Source organism: Promicromonospora umidemergens, assembly GCF_024171995.1.
GTDB lineage: Bacteria > Actinomycetota > Actinomycetes > Actinomycetales > Cellulomonadaceae > Promicromonospora > Promicromonospora umidemergens.
Genome location: NZ_JAMTCT010000037.1, coordinates 1 through 19,979, shown reverse-complemented (window position 1 = coordinate 19,979; position 19,979 = coordinate 1). Strand labels below are relative to the sequence as shown.

19 protein-coding genes are annotated in these 19,979 nt (G+C 72.7%); 15 read left to right on the top strand and 4 right to left on the bottom strand.

Features of this window, described 5'->3' with window-relative positions; all coding sequences use genetic code 11:
• The first annotated feature begins 166 nt into the window (after window positions 1-166).
• The 4 genes from APR04_RS29105 to APR04_RS29090 all read left to right on the top strand — a co-directional run bounded on the left by APR04_RS29105 (window position 167) and on the right by APR04_RS29090 (window position 3,052).
• Window positions 167-604, top strand: a complete 438-nt coding sequence (locus APR04_RS29105; RefSeq protein WP_253877932.1) for a helix-turn-helix domain-containing protein — start codon at window positions 167-169, stop codon at window positions 602-604.
• A complete protein-coding gene (locus tag APR04_RS29100) occupies window positions 601-954 on the top strand; it encodes a HepT-like ribonuclease domain-containing protein (protein ID WP_253877930.1) in 354 nt (117 codons plus the stop codon). Before APR04_RS29105 ends, APR04_RS29100 begins: the two co-directional genes overlap by 4 nt.
• 34 nt (window positions 955-988) lie before the next feature.
• Window positions 989-1,768, top strand: a complete 780-nt coding sequence (locus APR04_RS29095; protein WP_253877928.1) for an SDR family NAD(P)-dependent oxidoreductase — start codon at window positions 989-991, stop codon at window positions 1,766-1,768.
• 72 nt (window positions 1,769-1,840) lie between these two features.
• Complete coding sequence (locus tag APR04_RS29090; RefSeq protein WP_253877927.1) at window positions 1,841-3,052, top strand: serine hydrolase domain-containing protein; 1,212 nt, start codon at window positions 1,841-1,843, stop codon at window positions 3,050-3,052.
• Between the two features lie 81 nt (window positions 3,053-3,133).
• Here the strand turns inward: APR04_RS29090 and APR04_RS29085 are convergent, their stop codons facing one another.
• Window positions 3,134-4,075 carry a LacI family DNA-binding transcriptional regulator gene (locus APR04_RS29085; RefSeq protein WP_253877925.1) on the bottom strand — a complete coding sequence of 314 codons (942 nt, stop codon included), beginning with the start codon at window positions 4,073-4,075 and terminating at the stop codon, window positions 3,134-3,136.
• Window positions 4,076-4,234: 159 nt separating this feature from the next.
• Here APR04_RS29085 and APR04_RS29080 point away from each other — a divergent pair, with 159 nt between their 5' ends.
• From APR04_RS29080 to APR04_RS29050, 7 genes are all read left to right on the top strand, one after another.
• Window positions 4,235-5,056, top strand: a complete 822-nt coding sequence (locus tag APR04_RS29080; RefSeq protein WP_253877923.1) for an ABC transporter permease — start codon at window positions 4,235-4,237, stop codon at window positions 5,054-5,056.
• Complete coding sequence (locus tag APR04_RS29075; protein ID WP_253877921.1) at window positions 5,053-5,886, top strand: ABC transporter permease; 834 nt, start codon at window positions 5,053-5,055, stop codon at window positions 5,884-5,886. Before APR04_RS29080 ends, APR04_RS29075 begins: the two co-directional genes overlap by 4 nt.
• A complete protein-coding gene (locus APR04_RS29070) occupies window positions 5,883-6,929 on the top strand; it encodes an ABC transporter ATP-binding protein (RefSeq protein ID WP_253877919.1) in 1,047 nt (348 codons plus the stop codon). Before APR04_RS29075 ends, APR04_RS29070 begins: the two co-directional genes overlap by 4 nt.
• A complete protein-coding gene (locus tag APR04_RS29065; protein ID WP_253877918.1) occupies window positions 6,926-7,999 on the top strand; it encodes an ABC transporter substrate-binding protein in 1,074 nt (357 codons plus the stop codon). The genes APR04_RS29070 and APR04_RS29065 overlap by 4 nt, the downstream gene beginning before the upstream one ends.
• Before the next feature lie 11 nt (window positions 8,000-8,010).
• Window positions 8,011-9,150: an adenosine deaminase family protein gene (locus APR04_RS29060; protein ID WP_253877916.1), complete on the top strand. Its 1,140-nt coding sequence runs from the start codon at window positions 8,011-8,013 to the stop codon at window positions 9,148-9,150.
• A gap of 132 nt (window positions 9,151-9,282) precedes the next feature.
• On the top strand, window positions 9,283-10,419 hold the full coding sequence (locus APR04_RS29055) for a GNAT family N-acetyltransferase (protein WP_253877914.1): 1,137 nt from the start codon (window positions 9,283-9,285) through the stop codon (window positions 10,417-10,419).
• A gap of 53 nt (window positions 10,420-10,472) precedes the next feature.
• Window positions 10,473-11,600 carry a GNAT family N-acetyltransferase gene (locus APR04_RS29050; protein WP_253877905.1) on the top strand — a complete coding sequence of 376 codons (1,128 nt, stop codon included), beginning with the start codon at window positions 10,473-10,475 and terminating at the stop codon, window positions 11,598-11,600.
• Window position 11,601: 1 nt separating this feature from the next.
• Here APR04_RS29050 and APR04_RS29045 read toward each other — a convergent pair whose 3' ends face one another.
• Window positions 11,602-12,414 (bottom strand): TrmH family RNA methyltransferase, encoded by an 813-nt coding sequence (locus APR04_RS29045; protein ID WP_253877903.1) that lies wholly within the window; start codon window positions 12,412-12,414, stop codon window positions 11,602-11,604.
• Between the two features lie 25 nt (window positions 12,415-12,439).
• The gene (locus tag APR04_RS29040) at window positions 12,440-13,210 is read right to left on the bottom strand and encodes an enoyl-CoA hydratase-related protein (protein WP_253877901.1); all 771 of its coding nucleotides are present in this window, start codon (window positions 13,208-13,210) and stop codon (window positions 12,440-12,442) included.
• Between the two features lie 71 nt (window positions 13,211-13,281).
• Between APR04_RS29040 and APR04_RS29035 the strand changes: the two genes are divergently transcribed.
• Window positions 13,282-14,460, top strand: coding sequence for an acyl-CoA dehydrogenase family protein (locus APR04_RS29035; protein ID WP_372496185.1), 1,179 nt, complete (start codon window positions 13,282-13,284; stop codon window positions 14,458-14,460).
• Here the strand turns inward: APR04_RS29035 and APR04_RS29030 are convergent.
• A complete protein-coding gene (locus tag APR04_RS29030) occupies window positions 14,426-15,016 on the bottom strand; it encodes a TetR/AcrR family transcriptional regulator (protein ID WP_253877899.1) in 591 nt (196 codons plus the stop codon). The two genes, APR04_RS29035 and APR04_RS29030, sit on opposite strands and share 35 nt — an antisense overlap.
• A 102-nt stretch (window positions 15,017-15,118) precedes the next feature.
• Here APR04_RS29030 and APR04_RS29025 point away from each other — a divergent pair, with 102 nt between their 5' ends.
• Genes APR04_RS29025 through APR04_RS29015 form a run of 3 tightly spaced genes read left to right on the top strand, consistent with a single transcriptional unit; the run spans window position 15,119 to window position 19,699 of the window.
• Window positions 15,119-16,678 (top strand): carboxyl transferase domain-containing protein, encoded by a 1,560-nt coding sequence (locus APR04_RS29025; protein ID WP_253877897.1) that lies wholly within the window; start codon window positions 15,119-15,121, stop codon window positions 16,676-16,678.
• A gap of 5 nt (window positions 16,679-16,683) precedes the next feature.
• Entirely contained in the window at window positions 16,684-18,759 is a 2,076-nt protein-coding gene (locus APR04_RS29020; RefSeq protein WP_253877895.1) for an ATP-binding protein, read from the top strand.
• Window positions 18,752-19,699, top strand: coding sequence for a hydroxymethylglutaryl-CoA lyase (locus tag APR04_RS29015; RefSeq protein WP_253877893.1), 948 nt, complete (start codon window positions 18,752-18,754; stop codon window positions 19,697-19,699). The genes APR04_RS29020 and APR04_RS29015 overlap by 8 nt, the downstream gene beginning before the upstream one ends.
• Window positions 19,700-19,979: the final 280 nt, after the last annotated feature.

The window sequence follows — 19,979 nt, the reverse complement described above, 5'->3', positions numbered from 1 at the left end:
GGCCTCCAGCAGGGCGGCGGAGCGCTCGGTGAGAGCAGGCAGGGCGGCGGGAAGAGCGGTCACCCCGGCAGCGTACGTCGCGCCCGGACGACGACGCCGCGCGTGCCCGATGTGCGGGCAGCGGCGGGTGGCCACGGGAGGAGTTATCAGTGATAAGTTGGCCGGTATGGTCAACCTTCGTGCGGAGCGTGAAGCCGCGGGCCTCACACAGAAGCAGCTCGCCGAGCTGGTCGGCATCGCGCAGTCGAACCTCTCTGCCTACGAGTCGGGACGTCGCAGCGCGTCACCGATGATGGTGGAACGTATCCGGCACGCGATGCGGCGGCCGTCCGACGCTCTCGACGAGCACCGTGCGGAGGTCCGTTCGGTCATCGCCCGGTACGGTGCCGAGCTGCCGCGGGTCTTCGGTTCGGTCGCCCGCGGCGAGGACACGCCGACGAGTGATCTGGACATACTCGTGGTCGTGCCGCGGGGGTCGGCATGGACGTTCGGGCGGATCGCACCGGAGCTGGAAGCCCTGCTCGGGGTGGAGGTCGACGTCGTGAGCGAAGGCGGGCTCCAGGGACGGTACCGAGACATTCTCGACGAGGCCGTGCCGCTGTGACGGGGCACGTCGACCCGCGCGCGACCCGGTTGCTGGACGACCTCCTGCTGCAGACCGACGCAGTCGCCCGGCTGGTGGATCGAGGAAAGTCGGCCTACGACCAGGACGAGTTCTTGAGGTACGCCGGTGAGGACCTGCTCGTCCGGCTCGGTGAGGTGGTGGCGCAGCTCGATCGCAAGGTGCCCGAGTTCGTCGAGGCGCACCCGAACCTGGAGCTGCGCAACCTCAAGGACACACGCAACTTCGTGGCGCACGGCTACGACGTCGTGGACTTCGAGATCATCTGGGAGGTCCTCGCAGACAATGTCCCAGTGGTCGCGACCCGGGTGCGCGTGCTGCTCGAGTCGTGAGGGCCTGTGCCGAGGGTTCGGGTACCGTCCGGCCATGACGACGCACGACTACCTCGCCTCCCTGTTCTCCCTCGAGGGGCGTACCGCCGTCGTGACCGGCGGCAGCTCCGGCATCGGGCGGGCTATCGCCGAGGCCCTGGCGCAGGCCGGGGCGCACACCGTCCTCGTCGCGCGCGGCGCCGACCGGCTCGACGACGTCGCCGCCGGCCTGCGGGAACGCGGCTGCGCCGTGGAGACCGTCGTCGCCGACCTCTCCACCCGCGACGGCATCCGCGCTGCCGCCGACGGGATGGCCGCGGCCGCGGGCGAGCCCGACATCCTCGTCAACAGCGCGGGCATCAACGTGCGCCCGCATCTGGGCGAGGTCGACGAGGCGATCTGGGACGCCACCATGACCGTCAACCTCGAAGCGCCGTTCCTGCTCGGCCAGCGGTTCGCGCCCGGCATGGCCGAGCGCGGCTTCGGCAGGCTCGTCCACATCTCCTCGCAGCAGGCGCACCGCTCGTTCGTCGACAGCGGTGCCTACGGCGTCTCAAAGGGCGGCCTCGAATCCCTCGCCCGCTCCCAGTCCGAGGCGTGGTCCAGCCGCGGCGTCACCGCCAACACGCTCGTGCCCGGGTTCGTCCTCACGCCCCTGAACCAGCGGCTCCAGGACGACGGCGAACGGGTCGAGGCGCTCGCGGCACGCACCACGGTGGGCCGCAACGGCGTGCCCGAGGACTTCGCCGGCGCCGCCGTCTTCCTCGCGAGCGGCGCGTCGGGCTACGTCACGGGCCACTCGCTGTTCGTCGACGGCGGCTTTTCGGTGCACTGAGCGCTGGTTGGCGCTGAGCTCTGAGCGGCGCTTTCGGTGCGCCGGGCGCCCCGGCCCCCCAGAATGACGCTCGTGACGACGAAGCGCGGCGACCAGGCAAGGCCGGCAGCACACGGACGACGGCTCGCACGTGGCCTGGTGGTGCTCGCGCTGCTGGCGGGCGTTGCCGGGTGCGGCGGCCCTGGCAGCTCCGGCGACGTCGACCCGGCCGAGTCGCCAGGGCCGACCGAATCCACAGGGCCGACGGAGCCGGCGGAGTCGACCGAGTCGATCCTTGGCGACGCCCTCCCGCCCGGGTCCAGCGGCGCCCTCGTCGCCGGGCGGGGCACGACGATGGACCTGTGCCAGGGCTGGGGCGACCCGGACCCGGGCTCCGGGGAGGGCGCGGGCTGCGACACCGTCTTCGACATCGGGTCGATGACCAAGCAGTTCACCGCCGCGGCGGTCGTGCGACTGGACATGGACGGCCAGATCGAGGTCTCGGACCCGCTCGGTGACCACCTCCCGGACGTCCCGGCGGACAAGCGGTCCGTCACGATCGAGCAGCTGCTGACGCACTCCTCGGGGTTCCTGGACTCGCTCGGGGCCGACGACGAGCCGCTGACCCGCGACGCCTTCCTGCGCGAGGCGCTGGGCTCCGAGCTGCTGTCCCGGCCCGGCTCGACGTACCTGTACTCGAACGTCGGCTACAGCCTGCTGACCGCCGTCATCGAGGAGGCGTCCGGCCAGGACTACGAGGCCTACCTCGCCGAGCACCTGTTCACGCCGGCCGGCATGACGAGCACGGGCTACCTGCTGCCCGACTGGTCGAAGACGCAGGTGGCGGGGCAGTACGACGCGGAGGGGCGCGCCCGCGGCACACCGCTCGACCAACCGTGGGCCGACGACGGTCCGTACTGGAACCTGCGCGGCAACGGCGGCCTGCTGTCCACACCCCGTGACATGTTCGGCTGGCACGTCGCGCTGCTCGGCGACGCCGTCCTCGATGACGACGCCAAGCGCGAGCTGTTCGAGCCGCGCGTGCGTGAGGAGCCGGACGAGACGTACTACGCCTACGGCTGGGTGGTCGACGACCCGGACGACCCGAGCATCCTGTGGCACAACGGGGGCAACGGCTGGTCCTACGGCGAGATCGCCCGCGACCCGGCCGGCGACACGTTCGTGTTCTGGGTGGCGAACCGGTCCGCGGGGGACGGCTGGGACCTTGGCGAGGACGGCGGCGGAGTCACGTCCGCGCTCTTCGAGCGGCTGGCGAAGACTGGGGAGACAGCAGCCGACAGCTAGGCTCGCGCGGCGGACGTCGACCTGCTCGGCCTGTAATCATGCTGGCCTGACCGTGGCGAGACCGCAAAGAGCGACCAGCGGTCAGCCCCGCACCGGCACCGCCAGCCGCACCTGCCGTCCCGGCTCGTCCTGCCCGTCCAGGAGCCGGACCAGCAGGCCCATCGCGGTGCGGCCCAGCTCCTCGCCGTCGACGTCGATCGCCGGCGTGTGCTCCAGGCCGAGGGCCTCGATCACCGTCGGCTCGGTGCTCACCACCAGGTCGCGCGGCACCTCGACGCCGCGCGTGCCCAGCGCGAGCAGCAGGCCGAGGCCGATGGACGTCGCGTACGGCACGACGGCGGTCGCGCCGGTCTCCAGGACGGCGGGCGTGACCTCGACGCCCGCCGCGAAGGTCGCAGGGCAGGGGCCGAGCACGGTGAGCCCGGCCCCGGCCCGGCGTGCGGCGTCCTGCACGGCTGCCGTGCGCTGGCGGTCCTGCCAGGACCCTTCTGGTCCGCCCACGTAGACGATCCGCTCGTGGCCCTGGGCGGCGAGCCAGGTGGTCAGGGTGCCGAAGGCGGCGGCGGTGTCGGCCACGACCGACGTCATGCCGTCGATCTCGCGGTCGACCAGCACGGCGGGCTTGGCGGCGCTCGTCCCCACGACCAGCGTGTCGCTGCCGCGCGGCGCCACGACGAGGAAGCCGTCGACCTGGCTCGCGAGCCGCGCGAACGCGCCCGGTGCGTCCGGGCCGTGCACCGCCACCGTGAGCTGGAAGCCTGCCTCCTCCGCGCGAGCCTGGGCGCCCGCGATGATCGGGGTGAAGAACGTGTTGTCCAGGGTCGGGACCACGATGGCGATGATGCCGCTGCGGCCACGGGCGAGCTCCCGCGCCGCCCGGTTGGGCACGAACCCGAGCCGGGCGGCTGCCGCCAGGACGCGCCCGGCGGTCTCGGGGGCGACCAGGCCGCGCCCGTTCAGAGCTCGTGACGCGGTCGCCTTGGAGACGCCGGCCACCGCTGCGACGTCGGACAGTGTGGACAACGTTCCTCCTTGATCGGTGCGCCTACTTTAGACGTGCATGCAACCGTTTCCTCCCAGTTCCGTGGCCGGCGTAACAGGAAGTTAACGCGGAGTTGCCAGACGCCGGCCGGGAATGCCTTAGGGTCCCATGGAACCGGTTCCATCCACGAAAGACGGCTCGTGCGCGCACGCTCCACATCTCTCCTGCTCCTGCCAGGGCTGGCGTTCCTGCTCGTGGGCTTCCTGCTGCCCGCCGCGGCGATGCTGTTCGCGCCGCCCGGCGTGACCTTCCTCCAGGTGCTCGAGCGCATGGGGGCGATGCTCACCGACCCCTACGACCTGGGGATCATGTGGCGCACCGTGCGCATCGGGCTGGTCGTCACCGCCCTGTGCGTCGTGCTCGGGTTCCCGATCGCCTCGCTGCTGGCCCGTTCGCAGTCCCGGTGGGCCGGCGTGCTGCTCGCGCTGGCGATCTTCCCGCTCCTGCTGAGCAACGTGGTCCGCACCTTCGGCTGGCTGGTCATCCTCGGGTCCAACGGTGTCATCGGCCAGATCCTGACCGGCCTGGGCGTCGTCGACGATGCGCCGCAGCTCCTGTACACGGAGGTGGCGATCGTCCTCGGCCTGGTCCAGCTCTTCCTGCCGCTGGCAATCATCACCTGCTACTCCGCCGTCGCGCAGGTCGACCCTGGGCTCGACGAGGCGGCCAGGGGCCTCGGCGCCAGCCGTACCCGCGCGTTCTGGACGGTCCTGGTCCCGCTGTCCCTGCCCGGCATCGTGGTGGCGGCCACGCTCGTGTTCGCGGGCTCCGTGACCGCGTACACGACGCCGTACCTGCTCGGCGGGTCCAGCCAGCGCATGCTCTCCACCCAGCTCTTCTCCTACGCGAGCGTCACCGTCGACTGGGCGGCCGCCTCGGCGACCGCGATCGTCATGACGGTGCTGGTCTTCCTCGTCTCGGGGCTCTCGTCGCTGGTCGGTCGCAAGGGGGCGACGTCATGAGCCAGGTCCTGAGCCAGGCCGGGAAGCGGAGCCTCCGGCTGCGCCATCCTGTCGCAGGGACCCTCGCCGTCGCGGGCTACGTCGTGATGATCGTCCCGATCCTCTTCGTCGTGGCCACGTCGTTCACGGCGGGGAGCACTCTCCGGTTCCCGCCTGACGGCTTCTCGCTGCGCTGGTTCGCCGAGGCCGCCGCGTACACGCCGTTCGTCGAGGCCCTGGTCTCCAGCCTCCAGCTGGCGGTCCTGGCCACAGGCCTGGCGCTCCTGCTGGGCGTGCCGGTCACCCTGGCGATCCACCGGGGCCGGATCCCGGGCAAGGAGCTGCTGGAGGGCCTCTTCCTGTCGCCGCTCGTCGTGCCGGAGCTGGTGGTGGGCCTCGCCCTCTACCAGCAGCTGATGATCGGTCTGGGGCTGAACAACTTCAGCACCCTGCTGCTCGGCCACACCGCCCTGCTGCTGCCCTACGCCGTGCGGGTCACGGGAGCATCGCTCGCGCTCGCCGACCCGGCGCTGGAGGAGGCCGCTCGTGGCCTGGGCGCCTCACCGCTCAGGGCCTTCGTCACCGTGACCCTGCCGATGCTGCGGCCGGGCCTCATCTCTGCGGGCCTGCTCGGCTTCGTCACCTCGTTCAACAACGTGCCGCTGTCGCTGCTGCTGCAGACGCGCGACTTCCGGACGCTGCCCGTCACGATGCTCGACTACGTCCAGCAGAGCTACGACCCGATGGTGGCCGCCGCCTCCACGATCGTGCTCGCCGCGACGGTCGTCGTCGCCGTCGTCGCGGAGCGCACGGTCGGCTTCGCCAAGATCTTCGGAGGAATCAACCGATGACCACCCCCGCCGCCGAGCTCATCGGCGTCTCCCAGCGGTTCGGCAGCTTCACCGCCGTCGACGCCATCGACCTCCAGATCCCCCGTGGCCGGCTGACCACGCTGCTGGGCCCCAGCGGCTGCGGAAAGACCACGACGCTGCGCATGCTCGCCGGGTACAGCGCGCCGACGTCGGGCCGGATCCTGATCGAGGGCGACGACGCGACCCGCACGCCCCCCGAGAAGCGCAACCTCGGCATGGTGTTCCAGTCCTACGCCCTGTTCCCGCACCTGACCGTCGCGGACAACGTGGCGTACGGCCCGAAGATGCGCCGGGTGCCCGCGCCCGAACGGCGCCTCCGGGCGAACGAGGCGCTCGAGCTCGTCGGGCTCGCGCACCTGGCCGACCGCAAGCCCAAGCAGCTCTCGGGCGGCCAGCAGCAGCGGGTCGCGCTGGCCCGGGCGATCGCCATCCGCCCCCGGCTGCTGCTGCTCGACGAGCCGCTGTCCAACCTGGACGCGCGGCTGCGCGTGCAGATGCGCGCCGAGATCCGCCGCATCCAGTCGGAGACCGGGCTGACCATCGTGCTCGTCACGCACGACCAGGACGAGGCCCTGGAGATGTCCGACGAGATGGTGCTCATGCGCTCGGGGAAGATCGTGCAGAGCGGCGCGCCCCGCGACGTCTTCCCGGCGCCCGCCGACCGGTTCGTCGCGGAGTTCCTTGGCTACGAGAACTTCCTGGCCCTCGGCGACGGCCGGCAGGCCGCCGTCCGACCGGAGCACCTGCGGGTGGTGCCCCTCGACACCCCCGCGGACGGCGCGGTGGCGCTCGATGCCGTCGTGCGCGACGTCGCCTACCGCGGCGTCGACCTGCTCGTGACGCTCGACGCCACCGACGCGACGGGCGCCGCCGTGCGCCTGCTGGCGGACCACCGCGCCGACACCGCGACGGGGCCGACGCCGTCGGCCGGTGATCGCGTGCGGATCCTGGCGCCCGAGGCTCGCCTGGCCCTGCTCGACCCCACGCCCATCCCCGCCACCCCGACCGAAGGAATCTCATGACCCGCACCCTGACGGCGCGCCGCACCGCGGCGGTCGCCTCCGGCCTCGTGGCCACCTCGTTGCTGGCCGTCGGCTGTTCCGCCACCGACGACGGGGCGGGCGAGGACACCATCGTCGTGTCCTCGTTCCCGTTCGGCGTCGAGGAGTTCGAGGAGGCGGTCGTCGACCCGTTCACCGAGGAGACCGGGATCGAGGTCGAGCTGGAGACCGGTTCGAACTCCGACCGGCTCTCCCAGCTCCAGGTGGCGGGCGACGGCTCCGGCATCGACGTCATGCTCATCTCGGACTACTACGCCGCGCTCGGGCAGGAGGACGACCTGTTCCAGCAGGTCGACGCCGCCAAGGTGCCTGCGCTGGAGAAGGTCGCCGACTTCGCGCTCGAGGACGCCTACCTGGGTCCTGCCTACAGCTACCAGCTCAACGGGACGCTCTACTCGACCGAGGCGCTCTCTGCGGAGGAGGCGGCGAGCTGGGACCTGTACGGCTCTGACGCCCACGCCGGGAACCTCGCCCTGCCGGACATCTCCGTGACGGCCGGACAGCTCATGATCTCGGGAGTCGGTGAGACGTACGGCGACGGGCCGTACGACATCGACACCGCCCTGACGACGCTCGGGGAGTGGGCGCCGGGGATCCTGCAGTTCTACGCCTCGTCCACCGAGGTGACCAACCTGCTGACGCAGGGCGAGATCATCGCGGCCGACTCCCTCAGCGGGTTCGCCACCGACCTGGTCGCCTCGGGCGAGCCGTTCGCGTGGACACCGCCGGCCACCGGTCGCTACATGGCCACGAACCGCGCGATGATCCCGGCCGGTGCCCCGAACGCCGACGGCGCGCACCAGTTCATCGACTACCTGCTCTCGGCCGAGGGCCAGACCGCGTCGGCCGAGCTGGTGGGCGACCTGCCGGTGAACACCGAGGCGACCGTCCCCGACTCGATCTCCGCTGTCGTCGGCGACATCGCGGCCGACCCCGTGGCGGAGGGCTACGAGACGCTCGACCCGGCGGAGCTCGTGCCCACGCGGGCCGAATGGGTGGACCGGTTCGCTCGTGAGGTGACGGCCGGCTGACCGGGCACCCCATGAACACTCTCCCCACCTCCCTGCCCACCTTCCTGCCCACCGATCGGTCCACCGATCCGTCCACCCTCGTCGACCGTATGCCCAAGGTCGACCTGCACTGCCACCTCATCGGCAGCGTCCGGGCGAGCACCTTCGCGGAGCTCGCCCGCCGCGAGGGGCTCGCTCTGCCCGCCCCGCCGGAACGCATCTATGCCGACGTCAACTCCCTACCGCCGGACCCGGACCTGTACCGCGACACGCGCGTCCCGGTGCCGCAGGGCCGCAGCGCCGACGAGCCAGAGGTCTCCTACTCGCTGTTCCAGGTCTCCGGCTGGGTGGGCCAGGTGCTGCGCTCCGCCGACGACCTGACCCGCATCACCTACGAGGCGTTCGAGGCGGCGCACCGCACCAGCGCGACCCGCCACCTCGAGCTGTTCTTCGACGCGGTCCCCGAGCACCTCGCGAAGCTTGGCTACCTTGGCTCCGTCGAGGCGTACGCCGAGGGCATCCGGATGGCCGAGCGGGACTTCGGCATGACCGGCCGGATGATCGCAGGCATCGACCGCAGCGGCTCGGCGCAGGACGCGCTGGACCGGGTGCGCACCGTCGTCGACCACCCGCACGAGTACGTCGCGGGGATCGGCCTGGACAACCTCGAGACCGCGGGCCCGCCCGAGCGCTTCGAGGCCGCCTACCGGCTCGCGGGGGAGGCAGGCCTGGGCCGGACGGCGCACTCCTCCGAGCACGCCCCCGTGGCGGTCAACACCGTGACCTGCCTGGACGTGCTCGGCTGCGACCGTATCGACCACGGCTACTTCGTCCTGCAGGACGACGACGTCGTGGCCCGCGTGCGCGACGAGCAGGTGGCGTTCACCGTCGTCTCGACGACGTCGCGCCGGTCGTGGCGGCCGTGGCGGAGGGCGTCCATCGCGGCGATGCTCGAGGCGGGGCTCAACGTGATCCCTGCGTCGGACGACCCGGGCATGTTCCCCACGTCGCTGGGCGCCGAGTACCGCATCCTCGCCGACGACCTCGCGGTCCCGGCCGAGCGGCTGCGCGAGATGGCGCTGGCCGGCGTCGAGGCGTCGTGGCTGCCGCCCACGGAGAAGGCGGCGCTGCGGGCCCGTTTCGCCGCGGAGCTGGACGAGCTGCAGTTCTGAGCTCGGTCGGACGGGATGAGATCGGTCCGACGATCGACCGATCTCATCCCATCCGACCGAACTCACGGGACGGAGCCGAGCTCACCCGAAAATCCCGTGCCGACGTCGAAGGGGTCGCCTAGCGTGGCTGACATGTCCTCCCCAGCGTCCCTGCGCCTCGTCTCGCCAGAGCCCGCGCCGGTGCCGATCGCACGGCGCGCCGCCGCGCCCGCGACCCTGCGGCTCCCGACGGCGGGCGACCTGACCTGGCGCCCCTGGGCCCGCGAGGACGTCCCCGCCCTGGCGGCGCTCCTGCGCACGATCCAGGAGGCCGACGGCCGCGACTGGTTCACCCCGGCCGACGAGATCGCCGAGAGCTTCGACGCCCCCGTGCTCGCCGCCGCCGCCGACACCCTGGTGGGCACCGACGCCGGCGGTGTGCCGCGCGCGTACGCCCAGGTCGAGCGGTTCCACAGCGAGGGCGTGACACGCCTGCGCGTCTCCGTGTCCGGCGGCGTGCACCCCACGCACCGGGGGCGAGGCATCGGCACCGAGCTGCTCGCCTGGGCGACCGGACGCGCGCGGCAGGCGCTCGCCGCCCTGGGCACGGACCCGCGGCTGGACGGCCTGCCCGCGCGGATCTCCGCGCACATCGAGGACAGCGCTCCGGCCGACCGGCGCGACCTGCTGCGTACCGGCGGGTTCGAGCCCGTCCGGTACTACGCGAACCTGCTGCGGGACCTGAGCGTGCCGGTGCCCGCCGTCGGGCTGGAGGCGCCGTTGCGCCTCGTGCCGTGGTCCGAGGCCCTGGACGACGCCACGCGCCTGGCCCGCAACGACGCGTTCCGCGACCACTGGGGCAGCCAGCCGCGCACGCCCGGGTCGTGGCGTGCGTACCGCAGCTCGTTCGCGCCCGAGTGGTCGTTCGTGGTGGTCGACGAGTCGGTCCGGTACCAGGGTTCCGAGCAGGAGCAGCCAGGGGACGCCACCGTCGCGCCGGGTACGCCCTACGTCGTCGGGCTGCACCTGGCCTCGCGGTACGAGCACGACTGGGAGTCACAGGGGTACACGGCGGGCTACACCGACCTGCTGGGCGTGCGCCGTGACTACCGCGGGCGCCGCATCGCGGTGGCGCTGCTGACGCACGCGATGCGCGTCTTCGCCGACGCAGGCCTGCAGCAGGCGGAGCTCGACGTCGACACGGACAACCCGACCGGCGCCACCGGCCTGTACGCACGGCTCGGCTACACCAAGAGCGACGGCTCGACCCTCTTCACCATCGAGCTCTGATCCACCGATCGAGCGCTGAGCGGCCAGCCGACCTGAGCCCCCAAGGAGACACCATGACCGTGGACACCACGCCCCTCGCCCCGATCGCCGAGCGCGCGGCCCCGCCGGCGACCCTGACCCTGCCCACGGCGGGCGGCCTGGCCTGGCGCGCAGCCACCCGCGAGGACGCGCCCTCCTGGCTGGCGCTGCGCAACCACATCGCCAGGGCCGACGCCGAGCCGTACGCGGAGTCGATCGAGGAGATCCAGGAGCTGTTCGAGGGTGCGTGGCGTGACATGGCCACCGACTCCCTGCTCGGCTTCTCCACCGACCCGGCCGACGACGGCGCGCTCGTGGCCTGGGCCCAGGTCGAGTGCCCGCCCGGCGACGTGACGCAGGTCCGCGCCTTCTGCTGGGGCGGCGTGCACCCGGACCGGCGCGGGGAGGGCATCGGCCGCGAGCTGCTCGCCTGGGAGGACGGCCGTGCGCGGCAGCTGCTGGCGGCGTCGGGCAAGGACGTGCCCGCGCGGATCGGCGTGTTCGCAGAGGACGACGGTCCCGCCACCAAGCACCGGCTGTACGAGCGGGCCGGGTTCCAGGTGAGCCGGTACTACTCCGACCTCGCGCGGCCGCTCAGCGGACCGGACGCCGGCCCGGTGCCGGACGTGCCCCTGACGGGATCGCTGCGCCTCGTGCCGTGGTCGGCGGACCTGGACGACGCCACCCGCCTCGCGCACAACGACGCCTTCCGCGACCACTGGGGCAGCCAGCCGCAGACCCGCGAGCAGTGGGCGCAACGGGCCTGCTTCGCGCCCGGGTGGTCCTTCCTCGTGGTCGACCAGGCACCCGACGTCGACGCGCTGCTGGCCTCGCCGGACACCGACGCCGAGACGGCCGCCGCGCTGCGCGCCGGGGAACCCCTCGTCGTGGGCTACCAGGTGGCGGCCCGGTACACCGAGGACTTCGCGGTGCGCGGCTACTCGTTCGGCTACACCGACCTCCTGGGCGCGCGCCGTGCCTACCGGGGCCGCAAGGCCGCCCTCGCGGCGCTGGCCGCCGGCCTGCGGGCGTTCGCCGCCGACGGCATGCAGTACGCGGCGCTCGACGTCGACACAGCCAACCCGAGCGGCGCGCACGGCCTCTACGCGAGCCTCGGGTACGTCAGGACGTCGGGCTCGCGGATGTTCTCGATCGAGCTCTGACCTACTTTGTCAGCCGCTGGCGCCGGGCCTCGTAGAGCACCACGGTGGCGGCGTTGGCCGCGTTGAGCGAGCTGGCGGAGCCGGTCATCGGGATGCTCAGCGTCACGTCGGCGGCGTCGCGCCACGCCCGGGTCAGGCCGTCGTTCTCGCTGCCGACCAGCAGCAGGACCGGCTGGGTGAGGTCGAACGCGGACACGTCGGCCTCGCCGTGCTCGTCCGTGGCCACGACGACGATCGGGAGGCCGGCGGCGCGGCGCTCCTCGACCCAGGAGACGACCTCCGCAGGGGACGGGCTCCGCACCACGGGCATCGCGAAGAACGATCCGGTGGTGGCGCGCACCGCCTTGGGGTCGTAGGCGTCGGCCGAGTGGCCGGTGGTGATCACGCCGTGCGCCCCGAACGCGTCGGCCGACCGGATGACCGCGCCGATGTTGCCCGGCTGGGTGGGCCGGTCGAACACGACCCCGAGAAAGTCCGGGCCGGCCTCGATGCGGTCAAGGACGTCGGGTTGCATGGCGACGACGGCGAGGAGCTCGACCTCGTCCTTCTCGGCCAGCTCGGCGAGCAAGTCGGGCGACATCTTCACGTGCTCGGTGTGCGGGTGGGCCGCGAGCAGGTCCCTGGCCCACTGCGAGAGGCGGCGCTCGCCGTCGTACAGCAGCGCCTGGATCTCCCAGCCGTGCTCGACGGCCATCGTGATGGGGCGCACGCCCTGCACGATGAACTGCCCGGCGCGATGCCGCTTGTTGCGGTTGGTGAGCAGGGTCTGCAACTGCTGGAAGCGCGCGTTGCGCAGGGAGATCCGGGTGGCCACACCCCCATCCAACACTGTTTCCCGGTCAGCGCCGCAGCAGCCGCTCCATCGCGGCGCGGGCCCGCTCCGAGCCGAACAGCTCGGCCGACCCGGTGACGGCGTCGTCCACGTGCGCGTCGAAGCGGGTCAGCAGGTCCGCGTTGAGCAGCTCCTTGGTCGCGGCCAGCCCCTGCGGGTCGCCCGCCGCGAGCTCGGCCAGGACGGCGTCGACCGCCTGGTCGAGGTCCGCCGACGGGACGGCCTGGGTCACCAGTCCCCAGGCCGCGGCCTCGGCGGCCGTGAACGGCGCACCGGTCAGGAAGGTGCGCGACGCCGCGCGCGGCGCCATCCGCGGCAGCACCGCCAGCGAGATGACGGCGGGCGCGAGCGCGAGCCGGGCCTCGGTGAAGGCGTAGGTGATGTGGTCGGCGCTGATCGCGACGTCGCACGCGGCGACCAGCCCGATCCCGCCGGCCCGCACCGGCCCGTGCACGCGCGCCACGACGGGCCTGGGCAGGGCGATGATCGTGCGCAGCACCTCGGCGAGCCGCCGCGCGGAGCGGGTCATGCCGTCGGCCAGCGCCTCGGTGAGGTCCGCCCCCGAGCAGAACGCGGGACCGTTCGCTGCCAGGACGACCGAGCGGACGTCGTCGTGCGCTGCGCGGTCCAGGGCGGCCTGGAGCTGGTCGAGCAGGGCGAGCGAGAGGGCGTTGCGCCGCTCCGGGAAGTCGAGCGTGATCCGGGCGAAGGGGGCCGAGGGAGCGGCGGCCGGCTCGGGCGCGACGACCTCGTACGCGACGTGGCTGGGGCTGGGCATGAAGTCCTCCTGGTGGGGCCTGGCGCACTGCATCTAGCGCACAGGGGTTAATGGTGGTTAACCTCGGTGGCATGCCTAACATGCATACCTCACCAGAGAACCCGGGACACACCAAGCTCCGGGACGCGGTCCGGGAGTTCGCCGACCGCGAGATCGCGCCCCACATCGCCCGATGGGACAGGGAAAGTCGCCTGCCCGTCGAGGTGGTGCACCAGATGGGAGAGCTGGGCCTGTTCGGCCTGACCGCCCCGGAGGAATACGGCGGGTCCGACCTCGGGCTCACCGGACTCAGCATCGCCGTCGAGGAGATCGGCCGCGTGGACCAGTCCGTCGGCATCACGCTCGGGGCCGGCGTCGGCCTCGGGGTGGGAACCTTGCTGGCCTACGGAACCGAGGAGCAGAAGCAGACCTGGCTGCCCGACCTCGTGGCGGGCCGCAGGCTCGGCGCGTTCGGCCTCACCGAACCCGGCGCGGGCAGCGACGCCAACGCCATGAGCACCACGGCGGAGCTCGTCGACGGCCAGTGGGTCATCAACGGCGCCAAGCAGTTCATCACCAACTCCGGGACACCGATCACGAGCCTGTGCACCGTCGCGGCGCGCACCGGCACCCTGCCCGACGGCCGGCCAGAGCTCAGCGCCATCCTGGTGCCGACCGACACCCCCGGGTTCATCGTCGAACCCCTGCACGACAAGATGAGCTGGCGCTCCTGCGACACCCACGCGCTGCGGTTCGAGGACGTCCGCGTCCCCGAGGCGAACCTGCTGGGCGAGCGCGGCAACGGGTTCAAGCAGCTCATGATCTCCCTCAACACCGGCCGGGTCGCGGTGGCGGCCCTGGCCACCGGCTGCATCCAGGCGATGCTCGAGCTGAGCGTGGCGCACGCAGGCGTGCGCCCCACCTTCGGCGGGCCGATCGGCCGCAAGCAGGGCGTCGCCTTCCAGATCGCGGACGTCGAGGTGATGCTCCAGGCGAGCCGTGCGCTCACCTACCGGGCGGCCGCCCTGAAGGACGCCGGCGCTCCGCTCGACGAGTTCCGCAGGGCGTCGTCCGTCGCCAAGCTCTACGCCACGGAGTCCGCCGTGACCGCCACGCGCATCGCGGCGCAGGTGTTCGGCGGCTACGGCGTCATGGAGGACGGCCCGATCGCCCGCTTCTACCGGGACGCGAAGGTCCTGGAGATCGGGGAGGGCACCTCGGAGCTCCAGCGCATGCTCATCGCGAGGGGCCTGGGCCTCCCGGTCGAGTAACGGTCCAGGGGAGGAGGGCCGCGTGCGCCATGCTCGTCAGGAGAGCGTGCATGGCGCCGCGGCCGATCCGCGCGCTGTGCGGGGTGGAGTTCAGCAGGCCGAACGCGGCCTGCACCGCGGCTCGCGCCTGCGCCGCCGACAGGTCCGGCCGCAGCGGCCGCAGGGCGTCGCACCACACGTCCACGTAGGCGAGCTGCCGCTTGCGGACCTGCGCGCGGGTGTCCGCGCCGAGCGCGCCCCACTCCCGTTCCTGCACGACGATCAGGGCAGGGTTGTCGAGCGCGAAGTCGGCGTGCCGGGCGATCAGGGCCTCCAGCGCGTCCCCTGGTGCGGCCTCGGCGTCGGGCAGCAGCTCCCGAGCTCCGGCGAGGAGCTGGTCGGAGGCGTGCAGCAGGCACTGCCCGAGGATGTCGTCCTTGCTCGCGAAGTGCTTGTACAGCGCGGGTCCGGAGACGCCGACGGCCGCGCCGATGTCGCCCATGGAGACGCCGTGGAAGCCACGGGCGGCGAACAGGTCGGCTGCCGTGCTCAGGATCTGCTGCCTGCGCGGGGTCACGGGAGCAGTCTAGGAGCGGGGAAGCGCGCTCTGTCAGAACAGTTCACCAGTTGTCGACCACAGGGGTTAACGATCATTAACCAGCGGACTATGCTGCGGGACATGGCCACCGACACCGGCGTTGGACCGGATCTACGCACCCTCACCGTGCAGCTGCGCGAGCGGCTGGCGCGCGTGCGCGAGGGCGGCTCGCCCGCGGCGCGCGAGAAGCACACTGCACGCGGCAAGCTGCTCGCGCGCGACCGGGTCGACCGGCTGCTCGACCCTGGCAGCGCCTTCCTCGAGATCGGCGCCCTCGCCGCCTACGACATGTACGGGGGCGAGTGGGCGGTGCCCAGCGCGGGCATCGTCACGGGGATCGGCCGGATCGCGGGACGTGAGTGCGTGATCGTCGCCAACGACGCCACGGTCAAGGGCGGCACCTACTACCCGGCGACGGTGAAGAAGCACCTGCGCGCGCAGCAGGTCGCCGCGGAGAACCACCTGCCCTGCGTCTACCTCGTGGACTCCGGCGGCGCGTACCTGCCGATGCAGGACGAGGTGTTCCCCGACCGCGAGCACTTCGGGCGCATCTTCTACAACCAGGCCAACCTGTCCGCGCGAGGGATCCCGCAGATCGCGGCGGTCATGGGGTCCTGCACGGCGGGCGGCGCGTACGTGCCGGCGATGAGCGACGAGGCGGTCATCGTGCGGGACGAGGGCACCATCTTCCTCGGCGGGCCACCGCTCGTGCAGGCGGCCACCGGCGAGATCGTCACCGCGGAGGAGCTGGGCGGCGGCGTCGTGCACACCACGACGTCGGGCGTCGCGGACCACCTGGCCGACGACGACGCGCACGCCCTGCGCATCGTCCGCGAGATCATCTCCACGACCCCGGCGGGCGCGCCGAGCCTCGACCGGGAGCCGCCCGAGGAGCCGGAGCTCGACCCCGACGGCCTCTACGACGTGCCCGCCGACCCGCGCACCCCCTACGACGTGCGCGACGTGATCCGGCGGATCGTCGACGGCTCCCAGCTCACCGAGTTCAAGGCCCGGTACGGCGAGACCCTCGTGTGCGCCTTCGCCCGCATCGACGGGTACCAGGTCGGCATCGTGGCGAACAACGGGATCCTGTTCTCGGAGTCGGCGCTCAAGGGCGCGCACTTCGTCCAGCTCTGCGACCAGCGGCGCATCCCGCTGGTGTTCCTGCAGAACATCGCCGGGTTCATGGTCGGAAAGGAGTACGAGCACCGCGGCATCGCCAAGGACGGCGCCAAGCTGGTCACGGCCGTGGCGTGCACGTCGGTGCCACGGTTCACCGTGGTGCTCGGGGGGTCGTTCGGTGCCGGGAACTACGGCATGAGCGGCCGCGCCTACGACCCCCGGTTCCTCTGGATGTGGCCCGGCGCCCGGATCTCCGTCATGGGCGGCGAGCAGGCGGCGTCGGTCCTGGCGACCGTGCAGCGCGACCTCACCGACGCCTCGCCCGAGCAGGTCGAGGCGTTCAAGGACCCGATCCGCGCCCAGTACGAGACCCAGGGCAACCCCTACTACGCCACCGCCCGCCTCTGGGACGACGGCGTGATCGACCCCGCCGACACCCGCCGCGTCCTGGCCCTCGGCCTCGCCGCAGCGGCCAACGCCCCGATCGCCGAGCCGTCCTACGGCATCTTCCGGATGTGACTGACATGCCCACCACGATCCACACCCTCCTGATCGCCAACCGCGGCGAGATCGCCCTGCGGATCATCCGCACCGCGCGCCGCCTCGGGCTGCGCACCGTCGCCGTCTACTCCGACGCCGACCGCGGCGCCCCCCACACCCGCGCCGCCGACGTCGCGGTGCGGCTCGACGCCGCTCCGTCCGCTGCGACCAACACCGCGTCGTACCTGTCCGTCCCGGCGCTGCTCGCCGCCGCGAAGGAGACCGGCGCCGACGCCGTCCACCCCGGCTACGGGTTCCTGTCCGAGCAGTCCGACTTCGCGCGCGCCGTCGTCGGCGCAGGGCTCACCTGGGTGGGGCCGCCACCCGAGGCGATGGACGCCATGGGCCGCAAGGACACCGCCCGGAAGATCGCCGAGGCGGCAGGCGTGCCGGTGCTCACGGAGATCCCGCTGCACCGGCCGCAGGGCGCCGAGCGGTACGCCGGACCCGGCAACCTGACCTTTCCCCTCCTGGTCAAGGCGGCCGCCGGCGGCGGCGGCAAGGGCATGCGCATCGTCCGCGGCCAGGACGAGCTCGAGTCCTCCATCGCCGCCGCCCGCCGCGAGGCCGCCGCCGCGTTCGGCGACGACACCGTGCTGCTGGAGCGGTACGTCGAACGCGGCAGGCACGTCGAGGTGCAGGTCCTCGCCGACGAGCACGGCAACGTGCTCCACCTCCACGAACGCGACTGCTCCGCCCAGCGCAGGCACCAGAAGGTCCTGGAGGAGGCACCGGCGCCCGACCTCGACCCGGCTCTGCGCGCCCACCTGCACGCCTGGGCCGTCGACCTGGCCCGCGAGGTCGGCTACACCGGCGTGGGGACGGCGGAGTTCCTCGTGGAGGTGGGCTCCGACCCCGGCGGCGCCTGGTTCCTCGAGATGAACACCCGCCTCCAGGTCGAGCACCCCGTCACCGAAGAGGTGATCACGGTGCGCGGCGAGCGCATCGACCTCGTCGAGCAGCAGCTCCGCGTGGCGTCCGGCAAGGAGCTGGGATTCACGCAGGACGACGTCGCCGTCGTCGGCCACGCGATCGAGGCGCGCCTCTACGCGGAGGACGCCTACGGCGGGTTCCTGCCGCAGGCCGGCACCGCCACGCGGGTTCGGTGGCCGGACTCGACGGGCCCGGCCGCCGGGGCCTCGACCAGCGCGACCGTGCGCGTCGAGGCCGGCATCGAGGACGGCACCGTGGTACCCGCCGCCTACGACCCCATGATCGGCAAGATCATCGCCACCGGCCCCGACCGGGAGACCGCCCGGCGCGGCCTCGTCGACGCGCTCGACGCCACGGCGATCGGCGGCCTCGTCACCAACACCGGGTTCGTGCGGGCGCTCGCGGACTCCGACGCGTTCCGCGACGGCGACGTGCACACCGCGTGGCTCGACACCCACCCGATGCCGGCTCCTGACCCGACGCCCGCGCTGGTGGCGGTCGCCTGGTCGGTGGCGGCGGCAGCGGTGCCCGACGGCGGCGACGGCTGGCGTCTCGGCGGACCGCCCGCCGACACCTGGGTCGAGCTGGACGACGCGGTGCTCCGCGTGAGCACCGCGCGCGGCGAGGTGCGGCGGGAGGGCGAGCCGCCGACGTCGTGCCGGTCTGTCGGAGGTGCGGTGGGCGACGGGCTGCTGGAGCTGGGCGGGACGACCGCGCGGTTCGCCGTCGACGTCGGCCCGCGGTCGGTGGAGGTGAGCACGCGCGGGCACACGTTCCGGTTCGTCCGGCCCGGCGCCTCGAGCGTCGGGGCGGCCGAGCTGTCCGACGGCGTGGTCCTCGCCGCGATGCCGGGCGTGCTGGCTCGCGTCGAGGTGCGGGACGGCGCCACGGTGACCGTCGGGCAGCCGCTCGGCGTGCTGGAGGCGATGAAGATGGAGGTGGCGCTCATGGCACCCGCTGACGGTGTGGTGCGCGTACGCGCGGCCGCGGGGGAGCAGGTCGCGGCGCGGCAGGTGCTGTTCGAGGTGGAGCCGGCCGATGCCGGGGAAGTCGAGGCGGCGCAAGCCGACGCTGAGCACGCCGAGGCCGGGCAGGCCGACGCCGAGCAGGAGGCGACCGATGTCTGAGCAGCTCCGCCGCCCGCAGGTGGTGCCGGACCCGAGCCTGCCCGACCGAGTGACCGTGTACGAGGTGGGCCCGCGGGACGGCCTGCAGAACGAGAAGGCGATCATCCCGACCGCGGTCAAGGTCGACCTGGTCGAGCGGCTGCTCGACGCCGGTCTGCCCTGTGTCGAGGCGACCAGCCTGGTGCACCCGCGCTGGGTGCCCCAGCTGGCCGACGCCGAGGAGGTGCTCGCCGCCCTCGTGGACCGGCTCGGCGACCGGGCCCGCGACCTGCCGGTGCTCGTGCCCAACGAGCGCGGTCTGGAGCGCGCAGAGGCCCTGGGGCTGCGGCACGTCGCGGTCTTCGCCAGCGCCACCGACACCTTCGCGCGCCGCAACCTGAACCGCTCCCTCGACGAGCAGTACGCGATGTTCGAGCCGGTCCTGAAGCGGGCCCGCGCGGCGGGGATGCGGGTGCGGGCGTACGTCTCGATGTGCTTCGGCGACCCCTGGGAGGGCGACGTGCCGATCGAGCAGGTGGTCACGGCGGGCAAGCGGCTGATGGACCTCGGGGCGGAGCAGCTCTCGCTCGGGGACACGATCGGCGTCGGCACGCCGGGGCACGTCATGGCGCTCCTGGACGCGCTCAACGACGCCGGCCTGCCCGACGACGTGCTCGCGCTGCACGCCCACGACACCTACGGGCAGGCGCTCGGCAACGTCGCCGCGGCGCTGCGGCACGGTGTGACCACGTTCGACACCTCGGCGGGCGGGCTGGGTGGCTGCCCGTACGCGGAGTCGGCGACGGGAAACCTCGCCACGGAGGACCTCGTCTGGATGCTGGAGGGGCTCGGGATCGGCACGGGGGTGTCGATGCCGCGCCTGGTGGAGACCGGGACCTGGCTGGAGGGGCACCTCGGGCGCCCGTCGCCGAGCCGGGTGCTGCAGGCGCTGCGGCCGTAGCGGGTTGTCTCGGCGGTGTGGTCGGCTCGCTCCTGACGGACGACGGCTTGGGCGTGTGTCGGGTCGGGCGGGGGCCGAGCCGCAAGATAGAAGTGTGTTACGCCAGGTGGGAGGGCCGAGCCGCAGGTTAGGTGTCATCGGCGGCCCTGATCCGAAGGTTGCTCGTCCATCGAGCGCCCCGTTGTCGGTCAAGTCCCGGGTAGTGGTGTAGCGGTCGGTGATCCTTGTGGGGTCAGGCGCTGAGTTCGAGGACGGTGTTGACCTCCGTTCCTGTGGTGGG

What these genes read in the sequence shown, in the direction of transcription:
- APR04_RS29105 (WP_253877932.1), top strand. Translation starts at nt 167, where the DNA reads ATGGTCAACCTTCGTGCGGAGCGTGAAGCCGCGGGCCTCACACAGAAG.
- APR04_RS29095 (WP_253877928.1), top strand. Translation starts at nt 989, where the DNA reads ATGACGACGCACGACTACCTCGCCTCCCTGTTCTCCCTCGAGGGGCGT.
- APR04_RS29075 (WP_253877921.1), top strand. Translation starts at nt 5,053, where the DNA reads ATGAGCCAGGTCCTGAGCCAGGCCGGGAAGCGGAGCCTCCGGCTGCGC.
- APR04_RS29070 (WP_253877919.1), top strand. Translation starts at nt 5,883, where the DNA reads ATGACCACCCCCGCCGCCGAGCTCATCGGCGTCTCCCAGCGGTTCGGC.
- APR04_RS29065 (WP_253877918.1), top strand. Translation starts at nt 6,926, where the DNA reads ATGACCCGCACCCTGACGGCGCGCCGCACCGCGGCGGTCGCCTCCGGC.
- APR04_RS29060 (WP_253877916.1), top strand. Translation starts at nt 8,011, where the DNA reads ATGAACACTCTCCCCACCTCCCTGCCCACCTTCCTGCCCACCGATCGG.
- APR04_RS29055 (WP_253877914.1), top strand. Translation starts at nt 9,283, where the DNA reads ATGTCCTCCCCAGCGTCCCTGCGCCTCGTCTCGCCAGAGCCCGCGCCG.
- APR04_RS29050 (WP_253877905.1), top strand. Translation starts at nt 10,473, where the DNA reads ATGACCGTGGACACCACGCCCCTCGCCCCGATCGCCGAGCGCGCGGCC.
- APR04_RS29040 (WP_253877901.1), bottom strand. Translation starts at nt 13,210, where the DNA reads ATGCCCAGCCCCAGCCACGTCGCGTACGAGGTCGTCGCGCCCGAGCCG.
- APR04_RS29035 (WP_372496185.1), top strand. Translation starts at nt 13,282, where the DNA reads ATGCCTAACATGCATACCTCACCAGAGAACCCGGGACACACCAAGCTC.
- APR04_RS29025 (WP_253877897.1), top strand. Translation starts at nt 15,119, where the DNA reads ATGGCCACCGACACCGGCGTTGGACCGGATCTACGCACCCTCACCGTG.
- APR04_RS29020 (WP_253877895.1), top strand. Translation starts at nt 16,684, where the DNA reads ATGCCCACCACGATCCACACCCTCCTGATCGCCAACCGCGGCGAGATC.
- APR04_RS29015 (WP_253877893.1), top strand. Translation starts at nt 18,752, where the DNA reads ATGTCTGAGCAGCTCCGCCGCCCGCAGGTGGTGCCGGACCCGAGCCTG.